Genomic DNA, 16572 nt, shown 5'->3' on the forward strand with positions numbered 1-16572 from the left:
ATCTTAGTTCTCCTTCAGCACGTATTCTTCGATAGCCCAGGCGACAGCTTCCTCATCGTTGGTCATTGGCGTCACTACATTTGCGACAGCCTTGACTTCAGGAACAGCGTTTTGCATAGCAACACCGAGCCCTGCCCATTCAATCATAGAAAGGTCATTGGCTTCATCACCACAGGCCATAACTTGGCTTTGGTTGATTCCGAGATGGTTGATTAGTTTTGCCAAACCTGTTGCTTTATGAACATTCTTTGGTGACCACTCTAGCAACATTTCACGTGATTTAAAGATTTCATATTGGTCAAACAATTCTGGAGAAATCTTCTGAATGGCTGTATCCAAGGGTTCTTGAGCAAAGGCAGTCACACACTTATTGTAAGTCATTTGACTAGATAAGTCTTCAAAGTCCAATGGAACAAAGGTCAAAGCTGGATTGAATTTAGCATAAAGACTTTCTTGGTCCGATTGGATTTGATAAACAGTTCCTTCTGAGATGGCATCAAGAGGCAGTGATAATTTCTCTGTTTCTTCATACAAACGTGCCACATCATCATATGAAAAGACTGTTTTATCAAGGATTTCACCTGTATTTTTCTGAACCAAACCACCATTAAAAGTAATCGTATACTCATCTTCCTGACCGTCAGTCCCTAACTCATGGAGAAAGAAATCCATAGCTTTTAAGGGACGACCAGTTGTCAATACGACCTTGATACCACGATCACGCGCAGCTTTCAAAGTTGCCTTGGTACGATCCGTCAGCCTTTTATCAGTAGTCAGCAAGGTCCCATCCAAGTCCAATGCAATCAATTTTATATCTGCCATTATAAGCCCTCCATATAAGCTATAACCGACTGGTCCTTATGGTGACCAATCACAGTCTCTGCTAATTCTAAAATTTCTGGTCGTGCATTTTCAGGAGCTACAGGATGTCCCACAACCTGCATCATATGCAAGTCATTTAGATTGTCTCCAAAAGCCATAACCTGATCCATTGTGATACCAAGTTTTTTAGCTAATTCAACAATAGCCACTCCCTTATCGACATAGTCCAGAACAATATCAATAGATTCAAAGCCAGTTGTCATGGCCTTAACACCAGGAACATGTTCATTGACCCAAGCTTCACCAGCTTCCAGCGTTTCTTCTGTGAAGTTGGTTGTAAATTTGAAAATGTCATCTGTGATAGCTTCCAAACTCGCTACTTTTTGGATATTTTCATTATAGTGCTGGCTCTCTTTCAAATAGGTCTCATCAACCGTATCCAGAACATAAGAGCCCTTTTTACCCGTCAAGAGCAGTTTATTGACATCTACATAAGGTGACGTTTTCAGCCTTTCAAAAGTCGTCAAATAAAACTCACGAGACATGGTCGCTTCATACAAGTCTTGACCTCGATACTCTACCAAACTGCCATTTTCCGCGATGAAAATAATGTCATCACGAACATCAGCAAATAATTTTTCTAGAGATAAAAATCCGCGCCCCGAAGCCACCGCAAAGTAAATCCCTTTTTCCTTGTAAGAAACCAAGAGAGACTTGAGGCGGTCCATATCAAAGCGTCCATTCTCATCTAGGAAGGTTCCGTCCATATCTGTTGCTACTAGTTTAATCATAAATTCTTCATACTCCAATTAATAAATCCACCTTCTATTATACCATAGAAAAAGCAAATAGCGCCTAATCCATTTGAGATTAGACGCTTGATAAACTCCCGACTTTATCACTTAATTTTTATCCAATATTACTTAACCCTTTAGTATAACTGGATTTTTTCTAAATTCCCAAACTAACTTCCACCGCCAATAAAAGTTGAAATTAATCTGATAAAAATCGAAAAAACAAGTGGAATTCCAAGTCAGAGTAAGTTCCACTTGTTTATCGTCCAATAACAAGGAAGAGATGCTCGTCTTTCAAAATTGTCTTAAAGGTTTCTTCAGAATTGAGCCTGTATTCAATAGCCTTCCCTAGTTCTGAACCCTGTAAAACTGACTGGATCCGGCACCAAACAAAGAAGTCTTCCATTCAGGGTTGGAGCTTTTCTTGACGTTTCTGTAGTCGTTCATCAATCGACAATGTATCCCATCAATAAGCTAAGCCTTTAGCACCTAACGATGATTTCCCCACTTGCTTGGGCGTCGCTTCAAAAAACTCCTTTCTCACATGTGCCCAACAACCAACAAGTGCAGCTTCTTCCAGTTGACGATAAGCGGACGAGCATCTCGCAGTTTACCAAGCTTAGCATCGCTTTGCTCCTAAACCTTGGACTGCTATCGCATAAGCAGAATAAGCTCCCTGAGATTCCTGCACTACTAAACCACTCCGTCGCTGATCATGATGGTAAAGCGTGATACCTTGTTGCTCATCTTTCCCTGACAAAAAAGTCTAATAATAGGTCTGCTGGCTATCACTTTTTAAGACCCAATAAGAGGTTTCTTTCGGATGAGGAAGAGGTTGTTATAGAAACTTTTCTTCTATAGTTACTTATCTTATAAAAAACATGTTATAACATAGTATATTGACATTGAAATAGTACACCGTTGTTTCTAAAACATTGTTAGAAATTGGTTTAACTTCCCCAATAAATTTGTTCAATTTTTATTTCATTTCGCTATAAATCGTAATATACTTTGATTTTCTCAAATATTATGTTATCGCAACTTCTCAAAAGTAAAATATTATTATTTAATCCCTATTAAATATATCTCTTGTATAAACTTTTTCTAATACATCAGACAATTCATCTGAAATTCTATTTGAAATAATAACATCCGATGTTTTTTTAAATTCTTCCAGATTCGTTACAACTTTAGCATCAAAAATCTCTTTTGAAGACAAAAACGGTTCATAAATAATAATATTTACATTATATTTCGTTAATTGTTTAATCACATTTTCAGTTGACGAATCACGAATATTATCAGAATCTTTTTTAGCTAGCAAACGATAAATTCCTACATTGTATATATTATTTTTTGTTATTTGTGTTGCTATAAACTCTGATCTTTTTTGGTTACTTAATACAATAGAATCTAACAAAACAGTTGGAAGGCCTTCACATTCACTTAACATATGTTTTGTATCTTTAGGTAAACAGTATCCTCCATAACCAAAACTAGGATTATTGTAAAATTCTCCGATTCTTTCTTCAGAACAAATTCCTTCAATGATATTTTTAGTATTTAACCCTTTCATAATGGAAAAACTATCAATTTCATTGAAGAACGCAATTCTCATTGCAAGGTATGAATTTGAAAATAACTTAATTGCTTCAGCTTCAGCTGAATTTGTCAGTAGAATCGGGGCAACTTCATTTAACGAGAACTCCGATAATAATCTTCCAAATCTTTGACAATATTCAGCTCTCCCTCCCAAAATAATTCTAGATGGAAATAAGTTATCTAATAATGCTTTTCCTTCACGCAAAAACTCTGGAGAAAAAATGATCCGATCTGTGTGAAATTTTGTATTCAAATAATTCGTAAATCCGATTGGCACTGTAGATTTTATAACTATATATGCAACAGGATTAATACTTAGGCAATCAGCTATAACTGATTCTATACCCTCAGTATCTAATACTCCTTTATTTTCATCAAAGTCTGTTGGTATTGCTATTATGATACAATCAACTTTTTCAAAGTACTTCTCATCATAAATACAAGCTTCGAATTTCAAATCTTTATTTAAAAAATATCTCTCCAACTCATAGTCGATAAATGGACAAATTTTATTATTAAGCTGTTCGACTTTCTGTAAATTAATGTCTAATCCAACCACGTCATGTTCCTGAGATAACAGGACAGATAAAGTCAAACCGACGTACCCCATACCAACTGTAGTTATTTTCATAATAGACCTTCTACTACTTTCTTATCTGTTTACATTCAGCGCACCCACTTGATTTAGTTTTTTTAAACCTAATTTATAAGTGGTTGGGTTTAATTCATAGGTAATGAACTTTCTATTTTTCTTAAAAGCACACAAAGATGTAGTCGCTTGCCCCATAAACGGATCCAACACAACATCACCTTCCAGAGAATAAATATCAATAAGTTGATTGACAATTTGTTCTGGAAAAGCTGGTGGTCTTGTAGAATAATCCCAAGGTATATTCCAAATGCAGTCAATAAATTTAGTGCCCTCAATGTTTCTATCCCACACTATAAATTCTGACTTTTTCTTAAAAATCAATATGTATTCATAGTTATTTAGAATCAAAGACTCATTATTCGAATAACTTGAAGGATATTTTTCAACTTGATTTTTGATATATGAAGTATTATTCAAATTCCATATTATTGTCCCTTCAATATAGAAATTATGCTCCGCAAAGAATTTTTCAATTTCATGTTTGATATCGTAATACATATTTTGATTTTTTCTGCTAATTTCTACAGAACTGCAAATATTGATGCAAATTGTTCCTGTTTCTTTTAATATTTTACTACATCTTTCCCAAACACTATTTAGACTTTGAATATAGCCTTTATATGTTTCTGTTAACCCAATCTGATCATCGTGTTGATAATCAACTAAATTAAAATATGGTGGAGAAGTGATTATTAAATCAACAGAATCATTTTCTACATCTTCCATAGCTCTGGAATCACCTAAATAAGCCTTATTCTCTGTTTTCATGTTTTTTACTCCTTTTAGTTTTTTCTATTAACATATACGAGATTAATATCATTACAATCATAAAACAAGAAATCAATAAGATAGTTATTCTCATATTAAATATTTGAATTCCTACACCAATTATCGGATTTACCAACATTGTAACAAGACTAATTGAAAAGGATAGTCCTGATATAACTGTTGCTCTTGAATTGTCATCAACCCAAAGATGTAACATCTCCATGATAATAGGATCAAGAATATCTATGATAATGTACAACAGTAGAAAACTAAATATAAATGTGGCATTGAAAGGCAAAATTTGAAAAATAATGGAAATCATTAGTATCAATGATAGCAGCATAATTAATTTAGAAACTCTTATTTTTGATATTTTATAAGCTTGAGTTGCTACTATGCCACCAATGATACTATAAATCATAAACATAGCTCCATTAATAGATGTAGAAAATCCTATTTTAGAAAAATAATCTGGTAATAAAGCAAATACTACGTTAATTGCTGAGACAATAACCGTAGTAAAAGCGAACATGAAAAGAATTTTAGTAGATTTTAGCAACCTATGAAAAACTGAAAATAATTCTTTAAATTTCGGAACACCATTTTGATTAAGATCTTCTATAGAGTGTTTCTGATTATCTGGAATAGATATGATGATTATCATTGAACCTATAAGTGTAAAAGATTGTATAAAATATGGTAAACATCTTGTAATGCTATATAAACCACCTCCTATAAATGTAGCAATCCCCAAAGTCAGAGCGCTGATTAATTGTAACTTTCCTCGTATTTTCCCATAACTCTCCTCCTTGCCTTCACTTCTTAGAGATTCAAAAAACAAGGCATCATCAGCTCCACTTAAAAAAGCATTTCCTACTCCTTCTAAAACAAATGCACCTAGTATAACATAGTAAATATAGTCCTTCATTAGCAAGATTGATGAAAGAGTTAATAATGGAGTAATTGATAACAGAACTAGTCCCAATAGAACGATTTTCTTCTTACTAAACCTATCTCCTAAAATTCCGGAGGGAATCTCTGAAACTAATTGTGAAAATAGAAAAATAGATTGAAAAAATGCAAATTGTACTAAAGATAATCCCAAAAACTGAACAATAAAGATAATATTTACTATTCTAGTAAATCGTAAATTTGTAAAAATGATATATAGATAATATTTTAACTCTGATGAAATTTTATTGCTTCTCATACCACATTCCTTCTAATTCATCTTTTACTAACCAAAAATTATCAACATCAAAAGATTTAAAAATAGCTTCCAATTCTATTCTATTCATAAATTCATGAAACAATGGATCAGATTTTCTAGTTTTATTCAAAGATGCTGATTCAAAAATACCTATTTTCCCATTATTACTCCTATGCATGCGATTTCTACAACTAAGAGATGGCATATCTATATATATTTTGGGATATATTTTATTACTGATTCTCCAGGCTTTGCCAATTGCTTTACACTGACTTAACTCTTCACAAACTATAATTTCTTCAAAATTTTCTTCAAAATATTCTGAAATGAATTCTGGTAAATACGAAATGATTGATCTACGAAAATGAAGTAATAGTTCTGGTCCAAATACAATATTCTTTGCACTAGGCACTAAATCATACAAACCTTTTAATTCATCATCACTAAAGTTATGTTTTTTTAATATCTTATCAATCATTTTATAAGATAAATCTCTTCGAATTATTTTTATTTCAATGCCTACACGTTTTCCTAGCTGTTCAAAAAATATTTCTAAGCGTTTAACAAATTGTTGCCATCTTTCTTTTTCACAATCATCTTTACATGATTCAATAGGTGTATCCACATATATTGCACAATTTAAATTTTTCATGATGGCCTCATTAATAGGCATCAGTATATCAAAGTAAAAATTGATAGCCAGATTATCAATTTTTGCATCACAGCGATCAATACAAGCCCCCCCAACAACAAGACTGTTATTTGGAGAAAAATTACTTGTTTCATCAAAAACTATTAAATTATCCCTAAAACTAGCATCATAATTTAAGTCATTTAATGAAATTATCTGATTTAAATCTTTTTTATACATTTTTTTCACTAGTAAATTGGAAAAATCAATATCTTCAATCACAGGCATGTATTATCTTCCTTTCAATAGTCCTTTTTCAAGCATAATTCTAATAATTGAACGAATACCGCTCTCTTCCTTATATTGAATTTCATTTTTTGATTCATACACCGAACCTTCATTAATATATGATATTATATTGTCGAAGATTTCTTCTTTATATCTTGTACTAATATTAGAAAATGCTTCTCTTACTTTAGTCACACCTTCACTTTCTTCAAGTAACTCATCTGTTGAAAATAAATATCCATACTTAGATAAGGTATTACAATTCCCAGAGATTTGATTATATTTTTCAAGCAATAATGCCTGAGAATAATTTGAAGGCAAAAAATAATGTGGTTTTAAGCCTAATTCTAAACTCTCTAAATAAAATGTCAAACCAGGTGTTGTAAATATCCTACTTGCTTCACATGACGCTGATAGAAACTCTTTATGGGACATTACTTTAAATGTAACATTGTAGTCAAAACGGTTGTTTGATTCAATCCATTTTTTCTGCGTCATGTTACAAGCACAATCAATCTCATATTTATCAATATTAGGTATTTTTGAAAAAAGTTTTAGATAAAATAACATGTACTTTTTGAAAAATACATCATTTTCATATGGAGTAACTATACCAGCGAAATTTAATAGAATTTTATTGTTTTTGAAATCTTTTGTTTTTGTTATTCCTTCCGTATTAATAATAGGATTTATTGTTTGGATATTCTTATACTGCGATAAATTATTGGGATCAATAAAAGCATTTTGAACAAAATAAATATCATATTCGTTAATCCCATCTAGGGGTTTTTCCCACATCCAACTTAGACTATCAACAAATACACTTTTTACATTTAAATTTGTATCTCGTTGAATTTTAGGAATATTCAGATTCATAACATTAATTAAGAGTTCATAATTCTTAATATCTACTATTTTCAAAAAGCTTTCAGACCTAATTTCATCAGTATCACACTCGATGTATTCTAATCTATTACCAAAGTTGGTCTTAAAAAAATTTATAGATTCTCCATTTCCGCAAAATGTAATCTCTTTATATCCCATCTTCAATAGCTCTTTGATAATAGAATATAATTTGGAAGACGGACCAAAACCAAAATTTGTAGTTACTGTCAAAATTCTCATAACAATCACCTAATAAATATATGCTTTTCTATGTACTTTAATATTTTTAACCATTCAAGTTTATCTGGAAACTCATCTTCAGAATCATAATAAATAACATGAACCTGAGTACCTGTTGTGTGTAAACCTTCATACAATGGTGTTTTTGAACCGATTCTTTTGTTAATTCCTAAGACAATAGGAATAGAGTGCGCTGAAGCCCAACCAAGTTCCACAGCACATCCATAACTATTATTTGGAAAAGTAATATATACATTACTTTGTTTCAGTATCGAATAATCTCTAAGGGTACATTCTAAAGAATCTGCAATCTTTTTGCCAAATTCTTCTTCCTCTAGAGCACAAAACACATTATGACCATACGATCTCAAATCAGAAATAATCCCCTTAATTCTGGACTTTGTCGCAGTTTCTAACGGACTTTTCAAGTTCGGATTAATTATTCCTGTGATTGGTGTACCTAAAAAAATATCCATTGTTATTCATTCCTTTCTTTCGTTTCATTCAATGCACAACACTGAGTTAAAAAGTATTGTGCTCTTTGTTTAAAACTATAATATAAAACGTGAAAACATATCACTATTACAAATCGCGACGAGGCGATTAAGTGAGTGCTTCAGCCAATACATTTGAAAAAATCCATCATTATAACTGTAGTTCATCCTATTAGGTACAACCAACTGTGACCATAATACTAAAAAAATCAAAGAGAAAACTAGGAAGCTTGTCTTGTACATCTCAAAATACTGATTTTATAATGAAGATAAGACTAGAATGCTAATTAATAGATTTACAGATAAATATCTGATATCTTGTATTGCTTTACGATTTCTTAAGATTATAATTAGTAAATTTATTATTAGATAAGCGACTTGTTTATAAAAAGAAATAGGCCTTTCTCAAATTTGGTGAAGGAATACTCCTCGTGTTTCAATTACTCAAAATTAGAGTAAATAATAAATATATTACATTTATATTTTTTCAAACTTTCCCTCACAATTATTTATTAAATTGAAGAAACATCTACTAATAGCTATTCCCCCATTCTGAATAATAAATAGCTTAAGATAATAGCTTTGAAGTAAAGTATCCTCGTTAAAACAGATCTCTCCTTCAACTACTTTAGTTCCAATATTTTTAAAACGTATTCTTTTCAACTCTGGTGAGGTATTTGATGACTTTTCTACATATGTTGGTAGCTGTACTCCTAAGTAAACATCTCCTCTATGTTGTGGAGTAATAACAATCTTATATTTTATTCTTAATCTTTCTCTATCATAATTATCACACATAAAATCTACTTCTGGCATGCCTGTCATTGAAGTATTTTTATCACCGCACCTATAACAATAGAAAGAATTAATATTGAATAAATTGTTAGTTTCTGGAATATAGTTGCAACCAACACCCGAACTTCCACAACAACATATTTTTTTGAAAATACTACTTTCATCAATTATAGACCTAAAAATATTATATCGATCAAATTCGAAAAGCTCGTCATTTTGGTTCTGAATCATTATTTCAGCTATCTTTTTAGAAATAGGATTTACTCTATTTATTAAATTTTGTTCAAAATTTAAATATTTTTCTTCTGTCACTCCATAGGTACCTCTGCGTGTCATTTGCATGTAATCTGCTAAAACATTATTAGATAACTTTTTTACCTCATGTTCACTACTTAATAACCCAGACGAAACATATGAAGCAAGTCGCGATAAAATCATTTTGCTACTTTGGGTTAATCGGACAATCCCATTTATATTTTCAAGTGATTGATCTACTTTTCTAGTATTTGGGAGTCCAATATTAACAATTGAAACAAACGGCTGTACATCATTTAATTTATTATGAAGTTTGGTTCCAATATTTGTCAAATTTGAATCTGAAAAAATTTCATATATCTCTGGATTATCAATCGATTGAACAGCAATAGAAGCAACAATATTTCTTGCTATTCCATCGATAGCATCTAATGTTAAGTTGAATCTAGAATCATACAATCTACAATCATTAAACGGAAAATTACTACAAGATAATAAAAATAATGTTTCAACATTTATAGAGCTAATACGTATTGCTTTACTCTCATCCTTAAAAAAAGATTGCCCTTGATGGCCCCAAGAAGGAGCAAATTTTTCTTGTTGAGGAATTAATTTATTAAAACCATGCAAAGTGAAATCAGCTAAATTTAGATGATCTTCTTTTCCATGTCCATGAAAAACTAATTCTGACCAAGATTTTTCTTCCAAAAGATTTTTTATATTTTCATTTTCAAGCCTTTTTATATCAAAAATATCCCATTTGTTTTTTGTTTCACTAAATTCATTTAACTTTTTATGCGAAAAGACTGCTTTTCGTACTTCTTTTTCACTTTTTGAGTAAAACTGCTTTCCTATCATCCAAGACAATGAAGATAGATCTCTTCCTGTCAGTATGTACAGTTCAATATTATTTTTCTTACAATATTCTAATATAGTCAAAATTTTATATTGTGAAAAATCTTTATATAGTCCTATTACTACCAGATTTTCTATGTTTATCATCTCATTTAAAGAGGTCACCCACTTCTTACAAAATAACCTACAGTTTTTATAAAACTCTAAATCAGAAGATAGAGTGATCCCTGCATCGCATTGGTAAATTGGCGTTGTTTTATAGCATTCGGAATATTCATTGTTAATTCGCTTGATATTATGAAGTAAATCTTCTCTTTTGTGGTCAACAAAAATAGGAATTTCTCCTTGAAAATTTAAACCCATAGTATTAAAAGCATTCGAATACTCTTGTACATTATTTGATATTTTAAATAAATTCTGTTTTTTCAATTAAAGCCTCCCAAATTATAAATACCGTATTTTATACTATGTATCTATAAAATCTTAAGTCTTTAGATACTCTAAAGACTTAGGTGTACACCTAAACAATTTACCCACCAACAATGATGATAATATCCATCACCAAAACCAAAATCGGCAAAAATTTTGAAATTTTCTTCATACTCGGACTTCCTTTCCGTTTTTATTTATTGTACAATAAATAAAAACGGATTTAATTTTTGTTGGGAAAATGGGAAATTATGAAATCAAAACTTGGCATCACACTTAGAAAAGTTCGTAAAGGAAAACAAATTAGTCTATGCTCTGTAGCAGATGAACATCTTTCAAAATCTCAAATATCTAGATTCGAACGTGGGGAATCAGAGATATCTTGTATTCGACTTATCAATATTTTAGACCAATTACACATTACTTTAGATGAGTTTCTTGTTTTACATGATGAAGATTATACTAATACTGAATTATTCGCTAATTTAGTTCAATATATTCGTAAGCAATATTCATCACAAAACATCAATAATATAGCCGCTCTACTTTCTGACTCATCACATTACACTTTAAATTCGTTCGAGAAAACAATGATAAAATCCATTCTACATACAATGGATTCCAGCATTATTCCATCAAATAAAGAATTACTTCAATTGACAGATTATCTCTTCAAAGTTGAAAAATGGGGTTACTATGAAATCACTTTATTAGGTAACTGTGTACGAACAATAAACTACAACTCCTACTTCCTATTAACAAAGGAAATGTTGAACAATTACATCTACTCTTCATTGAATAAAACAAATAAGCGAATTGTCACTCAATTGGCCATCAATTGTCTAATTCTGAGCGTAGATAAGGAAGAATTTTCAAACTGTACTTATCTAATCACCGAAATAAAAGCATTATTAGATAATGAATTAAACTTTTATGAACAGACAGTTTTTCTCTATGCAACTGGTTACTTTGAATTTAAGCGTCATTCAGATAGCGGAATTGAAAAAATGAAACAGGCCATACAAGTCCTTGATATTTTAGGAGAAGACAAGTTAAAATTACACTATACTAGCCATTTCGATAAACTGGTAAACAAAGAATAGATGAAATGATTCTCTACTATTTAACATTTTACAAATCAAGGGTGTCTCCATAAACTCACAACATCTCTAATGATTTTACCCTAATAGCAATAGACAGTTAAAAAGCCCTGAAATCAGCTAAATTTCAAGGCTTTCTTTATATGCTATTGTATCAATTTACCTATTCTGATTTCTGTTGCTACTAGTTTAATTGTCATCCTTCAATACTTTCTAAATCTTTTAACTTAACCGAAACAATTTTTGAGACACCTGATTCTTGCATGGTCACTCCATAGATAGAATCAGCCGCTGCCATGGTTCCCTTACGGTGGGTTACGACGATGAACTGGCTGTCCTTGTCAAAGCGGTTGAGGTAATCCCCAAAACGTTTAACATTGGCTTCATCCAGCGCAGCTTCCACCTCATCCAAGATGACAAATGGAATGGTCTTGACACGAATAATGGAGAAGAGCAAGGCAAGAGCTGATAAGGCTTTTTCCCCACCACTCATGAGATTAAGCGACTGGATTTTCTTTCCTGGTGGTTGGACTGAAATCTCAACCCCAGCTGTCAGTAAGTCACCCTCAGTCAATATCAAGTCTGCCTGACCTCCGCCAAACATCTGTTTGAAGGTCACTTTAAAGGACTCACGAATAGCTTCAAAAGTTGATTTAAAGCGTTCCTTGACCTCATCATTCATCTCTGTAATGGTCTCAAGGAGCAGGTTTTTCGCTGACAAAATATCATTTCGCTGGCTATTGAGGAAATCCAGACGGCTGTGAACTTCTTCGTACTGTTCAATAGCATCCAAATTGACAGGCCCCAGTGAGCGAATAGCCTTCTCTAAATCCTTAACTTCTTGCTCTGCCAGATTGAGGTTTTCCAATTCATGTGCCTTTTCTAGTGCTTCAGTATAGCTAATCTGGTACTGGTCTGTTAATTGACTTTGTAAATGACGTAAGCGCTCGCTAACCTTTTCTTTCTTAGCTTCAGCACGTGTTTGCTTGCGAATCCACTCTTCATTCTGCTGGCGAGCCTGATCCAAATGACTAGCAATATCATCCAGCTGACCTTCAATATCATCCAATTCAAACTGCTTGCGAATCAAACCTTGTTGGAGATTTGTTTTCTGATTTTTGGCTTCTTCAGCCTGTTGACTGAGCAATTCTGTATCAACCTTCTCAAGATTGTCAACCTTTTCTTGAAGAAGACGCTGGATTTCCTCTTGTTCGATATTCAGATTATCCAATTCCTTGCCTAGACGGTCAATATCAGCCACTTCATAACGTTTTTGCCCTTGCAGTTCTGTCTTAAGCAGGCGAGCTTGCGCTAGCTCTTCCTGCAAGTTTTGATAACGTTCTTGGATGGCGTTTTTGTTAGACTTAATCTCTTCAATCTCAGCTTCCAGATTTTGCTTGTCACTGGCGATAGTAGTAAGATGCTCTTGGTATTTTTCCTTATCCGCTTGCCAATCTCCGTCAGAAAGACGATTTAATTCCTCTTCTTGAAGTTTCCAAAGAGTTTCTAGCTCTTCAACTTGTTGACTGGTTTGCTGATAAGAGAGGGATAAGCCCTGCTCCTGAATACGAGCCTGCTCTCCTTGAGATTTGATGGCTTCTAATGATTCGGTCAATCTAGCCATCTGGTCTTGTAAGGTCTTCAAAGCCACTTCTTCTGAACGAAGACTTGCTTCTTCTTCAGCAATTTCTTTTTGTAATTGCTCCAGTTCTGGCTTGATGAAAATGCTGTTATTCTGGCGATTAGCTCCACCTGCATAGGAACCACCTGTACGCAACTCTGTCCCATCCAATGTCACCATGCGAACCTGATAACGAACTTGTCGAGCAGCTTCACGCGCATGTTCTACTGTATCAAAAATCGCTGTCGTAGCTAGTAAATTCTTGAAAATAGCTTCCAGTCTAGTATCGAATGTCACCAACTCATCTGCCATGCCCAGAAATCCCGGACTTGCAGCGATAGCATCTTGATTCTGACTAGAAATCGTACGCGCCTTGATCGTTGTCAACGGAAGGAAGGTTGCGCGACCAGCCCTGTTGCGCTTTAGGAAATCAATCGCCTTAGTCGCCGCGTTCTCATCCTCTACGATGATGTGCTGACTGCTTGCTCCAAGCGCAATCTCTAAGGCAGTTTGATAATGAACATCAAAAGTCAGATGCTCACTAACTGCCCCAATAATCCCACCAAGGCGGTCTTTTTCTTGGAGGACACTCTTAACACCTGCATAAAAGTTACTATGATTTCTCAGGATATTTTCCAAACTTTGAGCTCTGGCCTGCTTGTTTTTGAGATTATCCAGACGGTCAAAGAGTTGACTTTGTTGAGCTTGATAGGAAGCTTTCTGCTCCTCTTGCTCCTTGGCAATAGCTTGGTAGTCGGCCAGTAATTTCTGAACCTGCTCCTTAGCAGATTCAAGCTCCGCCTTTTGCTGACTAGCCTTCTCTTTAGCTGTAGCCAGCTGTTCTTTCAGCTTTTCTAATTGATCTGCTTGTTTTTGAGAAAGCTGACGACTATTTTCCAACTCATTCTCAATACGAGTCAGTTGGTTTGAGACATCCGCTTCTTCTTGTAAAAGAGCTACAAAGCGTTCACGCAAAAGCTCAATCATCTGATCAGGATCATCTGAAAAAGCCAGCAATTCAGCCTCTAGTCGATTGAGTTTTTGATTATTTTGGACTAGATTTTCCTCTAAAAGTGCCAAAGAGCTTTCCTTATCAGATTTTTCTTTGCTGAGTGATTTTCTCTTATCTTCCAAAGTAGCCAAACGGGCTTGTGCTTCCTGTTGATTCAGGGCTACTTGCTCAGATTCCAGTTTCGATAGGGCTAATTTTCTCTCTAAATCACTAATTAGACTAGCCAAATCCATCAAACTGTCTTGGTCTTTGGCCATTTCAGCCTGTAAATCTTGGCGTTGCTTCTTGAGATTCTGATTTTCTTCTTCTAATTTTTCACGCTTTTGGTAATAGCTTGTCAAGAGTTCCTGAACCTGTACCAACTCTTCTTCTGTCGAGTCTAGTTCAGCCTTATTTTCCTTGATTTGAGCAACTAAAACATCCAAGTAAATAATCTTGCGTTGACCTTCCAAATCTAAAAACTTACGAGCATTTTCAGCTTGCTTCTCAAGAGGCTTGATTTGATTATCCAACTCGTAGATAATGTCTTCAAGGCGGTCTAAATTATCCTGAGTTTGCTGCAGTTTACTCTCAGTTTCTTTGCGACGAGTCTTGTATTTCAAAACCCCTGCAGCTTCTTCAAAAATAGCTCGGCGTTCCTCAGGCTTAGAATTAAAAATCTCCTCAACCTTCCCTTGGGAAATGATGGAGAAGGAATCTCGTCCCAAACCTGTATCCAAGAAAAGGTCATGAATATCACGCAGACGGACTTTCTTGCCGTCAATCTTGTATTCGCTATCTCCACTACGATAGATATGGCGCTCGACCTTGATTTCTTGACTAGCATCCTTGATAAATCCATCTTGATTATCCAGAGTCACAACTACAGAAGCATAATTGAGCGGTTTGCGACTTTCAGTTCCAGCAAAAATGACATCCGGCATCTTGCCGCCACGGAGACTCTTAACACTTGACTCCCCCAAGGCCCAACGCAGACTTTCTGTAATATTGGACTTTCCAGATCCATTGGGTCCAACAACTGCCGTCACACCTTGGTCAAAAACGACCTTGGTCTTATCAGCAAAAGACTTGAATCCCTGAATTTCGATTTCCTTTAAATACATGAATCCAGCCCTTTCTCAACGGCATTTTTGGCAGCTTCCTGCTCTGCTAATTTCTTAGAACGACCTTGGCCTTGACCGATGCTCTTACCTTCAACAAGAACTTCTACATCAAAGACCTTATCGTGAGCAGGCCCTGTTTCAGAAATCACCTGATAACGAATAGCCACATCACCATTGACCTGAAGTAACTCTTGGAGATGGGTTTTGTAGTCTGTAATCATCTCAAACTCGCCTGCTTCTACCTTAGGAATCATAACTTGGTAGATAAATTCCTTGACCTTGGCCACATCCTTATCCAAAAGAAGGGCACCAAGAAAGGCTTCAAAGGCATCACCAAGAATGGTGTCACGATTGCGACCACCAGATTTTTCTTCCCCTTTACCCAACTTGATAAACTGGTCAAACTGGCAATCACGCGCAAAACCAGCTAAACTCTCCTCACGGACAATCATAGCACGGAGTTTTGATAGGTCACCTTCAGGCTTTTTAGGATATTTTTTATATAGATATTCTGAAATCAATAACTGTAGAACAGCGTCTCCTAAAAATTCCAAGCGTTCATTGTGTGAAATTTTTAAGAGGCGGTGCTCATTGGCATAACTCGTATGAGTAAAGGCAGTCTCCAGTAACTTTTTGTCTGCAAATTCGATTGCAAAATGGTTCTTTAGTACAGTTTGTAATTCTTTCATACCAACCTCTTTCTAACTGATAACAGTCCTTTTTATTATATCAAAAAAAGCCTCCTGAGTCACTCTAAAACGGGACTGGAGGGGATTTGGGCATTCTTTAGACAGAGATTTTCAGTTTTATACTCAATGAAAATCAAAGAGCAAACTAGGAAACTAGCCGCAGGCTGCTCAAAGCACTGCTTTGAGGTTGTAGATAAAACTGACGAAGTCAGCTCAAAACACTGTTTTGAGGTTGTGGATAGAACTGACGAAGTCAGTAACTATATCTACGGCAAGGCAAAGCTGACGTGGTTTGAAGAGATTTTCGAAGAGTATTAGTGATAAAAA

General features: G+C 34.2%; 14 protein-coding genes. 2 read left to right on the plus strand and 12 right to left on the minus strand.

The features are described from left to right. Window positions 1-3: 3 nt before the first annotated feature. The 10 genes from HT719_RS08400 to shp3 all read right to left on the minus strand — a co-directional run bounded on the left by HT719_RS08400 (window position 4) and on the right by shp3 (window position 10892). Complete coding sequence (locus tag HT719_RS08400; RefSeq protein ID WP_172928882.1) at window positions 4-822, minus strand: Cof-type HAD-IIB family hydrolase; 819 nt, start codon at window positions 820-822, stop codon at window positions 4-6. Next, window positions 822-1613 (minus strand): HAD family hydrolase, encoded by a 792-nt coding sequence (locus HT719_RS08405; RefSeq protein ID WP_055356804.1) that lies wholly within the window; start codon window positions 1611-1613, stop codon window positions 822-824. Before HT719_RS08405 ends, HT719_RS08400 begins: the two co-directional genes overlap by 1 nt. A 1069-nt stretch (window positions 1614-2682) precedes the next feature. Beyond that, window positions 2683-3849: a nucleotide sugar dehydrogenase gene (locus HT719_RS08415; RefSeq protein WP_000705670.1), complete on the minus strand. Its 1167-nt coding sequence runs from the start codon at window positions 3847-3849 to the stop codon at window positions 2683-2685. 21 nt (window positions 3850-3870) lie between these two features. Further along, a complete protein-coding gene (locus tag HT719_RS08420) occupies window positions 3871-4638 on the minus strand; it encodes a site-specific DNA-methyltransferase (RefSeq protein ID WP_000846118.1) in 768 nt (255 codons plus the stop codon). Beyond that, the gene (locus HT719_RS08425; protein ID WP_172928884.1) at window positions 4622-5848 is read right to left on the minus strand and encodes an MFS transporter; all 1227 of its coding nucleotides are present in this window, start codon (window positions 5846-5848) and stop codon (window positions 4622-4624) included. The genes HT719_RS08420 and HT719_RS08425 overlap by 17 nt, the downstream gene beginning before the upstream one ends. Next, entirely contained in the window at window positions 5835-6767 is a 933-nt protein-coding gene (locus tag HT719_RS08430; protein ID WP_001144047.1) for a hypothetical protein, read from the minus strand. Before HT719_RS08430 ends, HT719_RS08425 begins: the two co-directional genes overlap by 14 nt. Before the next feature lie 3 nt (window positions 6768-6770). After that, on the minus strand, window positions 6771-7892 hold the full coding sequence (locus HT719_RS08435) for a hypothetical protein (RefSeq protein ID WP_001221832.1): 1122 nt from the start codon (window positions 7890-7892) through the stop codon (window positions 6771-6773). A 5-nt stretch (window positions 7893-7897) separates the two neighbouring features. Continuing rightward, complete coding sequence (locus HT719_RS08440; protein WP_000350878.1) at window positions 7898-8368, minus strand: hypothetical protein; 471 nt, start codon at window positions 8366-8368, stop codon at window positions 7898-7900. 495 nt (window positions 8369-8863) lie between these two features. Beyond that, entirely contained in the window at window positions 8864-10720 is a 1857-nt protein-coding gene (locus HT719_RS08445) for a hypothetical protein (protein ID WP_000744515.1), read from the minus strand. Between the two features lie 100 nt (window positions 10721-10820). Beyond that, entirely contained in the window at window positions 10821-10892 is a 72-nt protein-coding gene (gene shp3 / locus HT719_RS08450; protein ID WP_001812431.1) for a peptide pheromone SHP3, read from the minus strand. Between the two features lie 79 nt (window positions 10893-10971). Here shp3 and HT719_RS08455 point away from each other — a divergent pair, with 79 nt between their 5' ends. Continuing rightward, complete coding sequence (locus tag HT719_RS08455; protein WP_172928886.1) at window positions 10972-11823, plus strand: Rgg/GadR/MutR family transcriptional regulator; 852 nt, start codon at window positions 10972-10974, stop codon at window positions 11821-11823. Between the two features lie 193 nt (window positions 11824-12016). Here the strand turns inward: HT719_RS08455 and smc are convergent, their stop codons facing one another. Beyond that, window positions 12017-15556: a chromosome segregation protein SMC gene (gene smc, locus HT719_RS08460; RefSeq protein WP_172928887.1), complete on the minus strand. Its 3540-nt coding sequence runs from the start codon at window positions 15554-15556 to the stop codon at window positions 12017-12019. Beyond that, window positions 15547-16245: a ribonuclease III gene (rnc, locus tag HT719_RS08465; protein ID WP_000661480.1), complete on the minus strand. Its 699-nt coding sequence runs from the start codon at window positions 16243-16245 to the stop codon at window positions 15547-15549. Before rnc ends, smc begins: the two co-directional genes overlap by 10 nt. A 126-nt stretch (window positions 16246-16371) precedes the next feature. Here rnc and HT719_RS11670 point away from each other — a divergent pair, with 126 nt between their 5' ends. Then, a complete protein-coding gene (locus tag HT719_RS11670; protein WP_240156564.1) occupies window positions 16372-16563 on the plus strand; it encodes a hypothetical protein in 192 nt (63 codons plus the stop codon). Window positions 16564-16572 lie beyond the last annotated feature (9 nt).

Origin of the sequence: Streptococcus sp. k-378 (genome assembly GCF_013277505.1) — a bacterium.
GTDB lineage: Bacteria > Bacillota > Bacilli > Lactobacillales > Streptococcaceae > Streptococcus > Streptococcus pseudopneumoniae.

Excerpts from the sequence above, each read along its gene's own strand:
- HT719_RS08400 (WP_172928882.1), bottom strand. The coding sequence starts at position 822 with ATGGCAGATATAAAATTGATTGCATTGGACTTGGATGGGACCTTGCTG.
- HT719_RS08405 (WP_055356804.1), bottom strand. The coding sequence starts at position 1,613 with ATGATTAAACTAGTAGCAACAGATATGGACGGAACCTTCCTAGATGAG.
- HT719_RS08415 (WP_000705670.1), bottom strand. The coding sequence starts at position 3,849 with ATGAAAATAACTACAGTTGGTATGGGGTACGTCGGTTTGACTTTATCT.
- HT719_RS08420 (WP_000846118.1), bottom strand. The coding sequence starts at position 4,638 with ATGAAAACAGAGAATAAGGCTTATTTAGGTGATTCCAGAGCTATGGAA.
- HT719_RS08425 (WP_172928884.1), bottom strand. The coding sequence starts at position 5,848 with ATGAGAAGCAATAAAATTTCATCAGAGTTAAAATATTATCTATATATC.
- HT719_RS08430 (WP_001144047.1), bottom strand. The coding sequence starts at position 6,767 with ATGCCTGTGATTGAAGATATTGATTTTTCCAATTTACTAGTGAAAAAA.
- HT719_RS08435 (WP_001221832.1), bottom strand. The coding sequence starts at position 7,892 with ATGAGAATTTTGACAGTAACTACAAATTTTGGTTTTGGTCCGTCTTCC.
- HT719_RS08440 (WP_000350878.1), bottom strand. The coding sequence starts at position 8,368 with ATGGATATTTTTTTAGGTACACCAATCACAGGAATAATTAATCCGAAC.
- HT719_RS08455 (WP_172928886.1), top strand. The coding sequence starts at position 10,972 with ATGAAATCAAAACTTGGCATCACACTTAGAAAAGTTCGTAAAGGAAAA.
- smc (WP_172928887.1), bottom strand. The coding sequence starts at position 15,556 with ATGTATTTAAAGGAAATCGAAATTCAGGGATTCAAGTCTTTTGCTGAT.
- rnc (WP_000661480.1), bottom strand. The coding sequence starts at position 16,245 with ATGAAAGAATTACAAACTGTACTAAAGAACCATTTTGCAATCGAATTT.
- HT719_RS11670 (WP_240156564.1), top strand. The coding sequence starts at position 16,372 with ATGAAAATCAAAGAGCAAACTAGGAAACTAGCCGCAGGCTGCTCAAAG.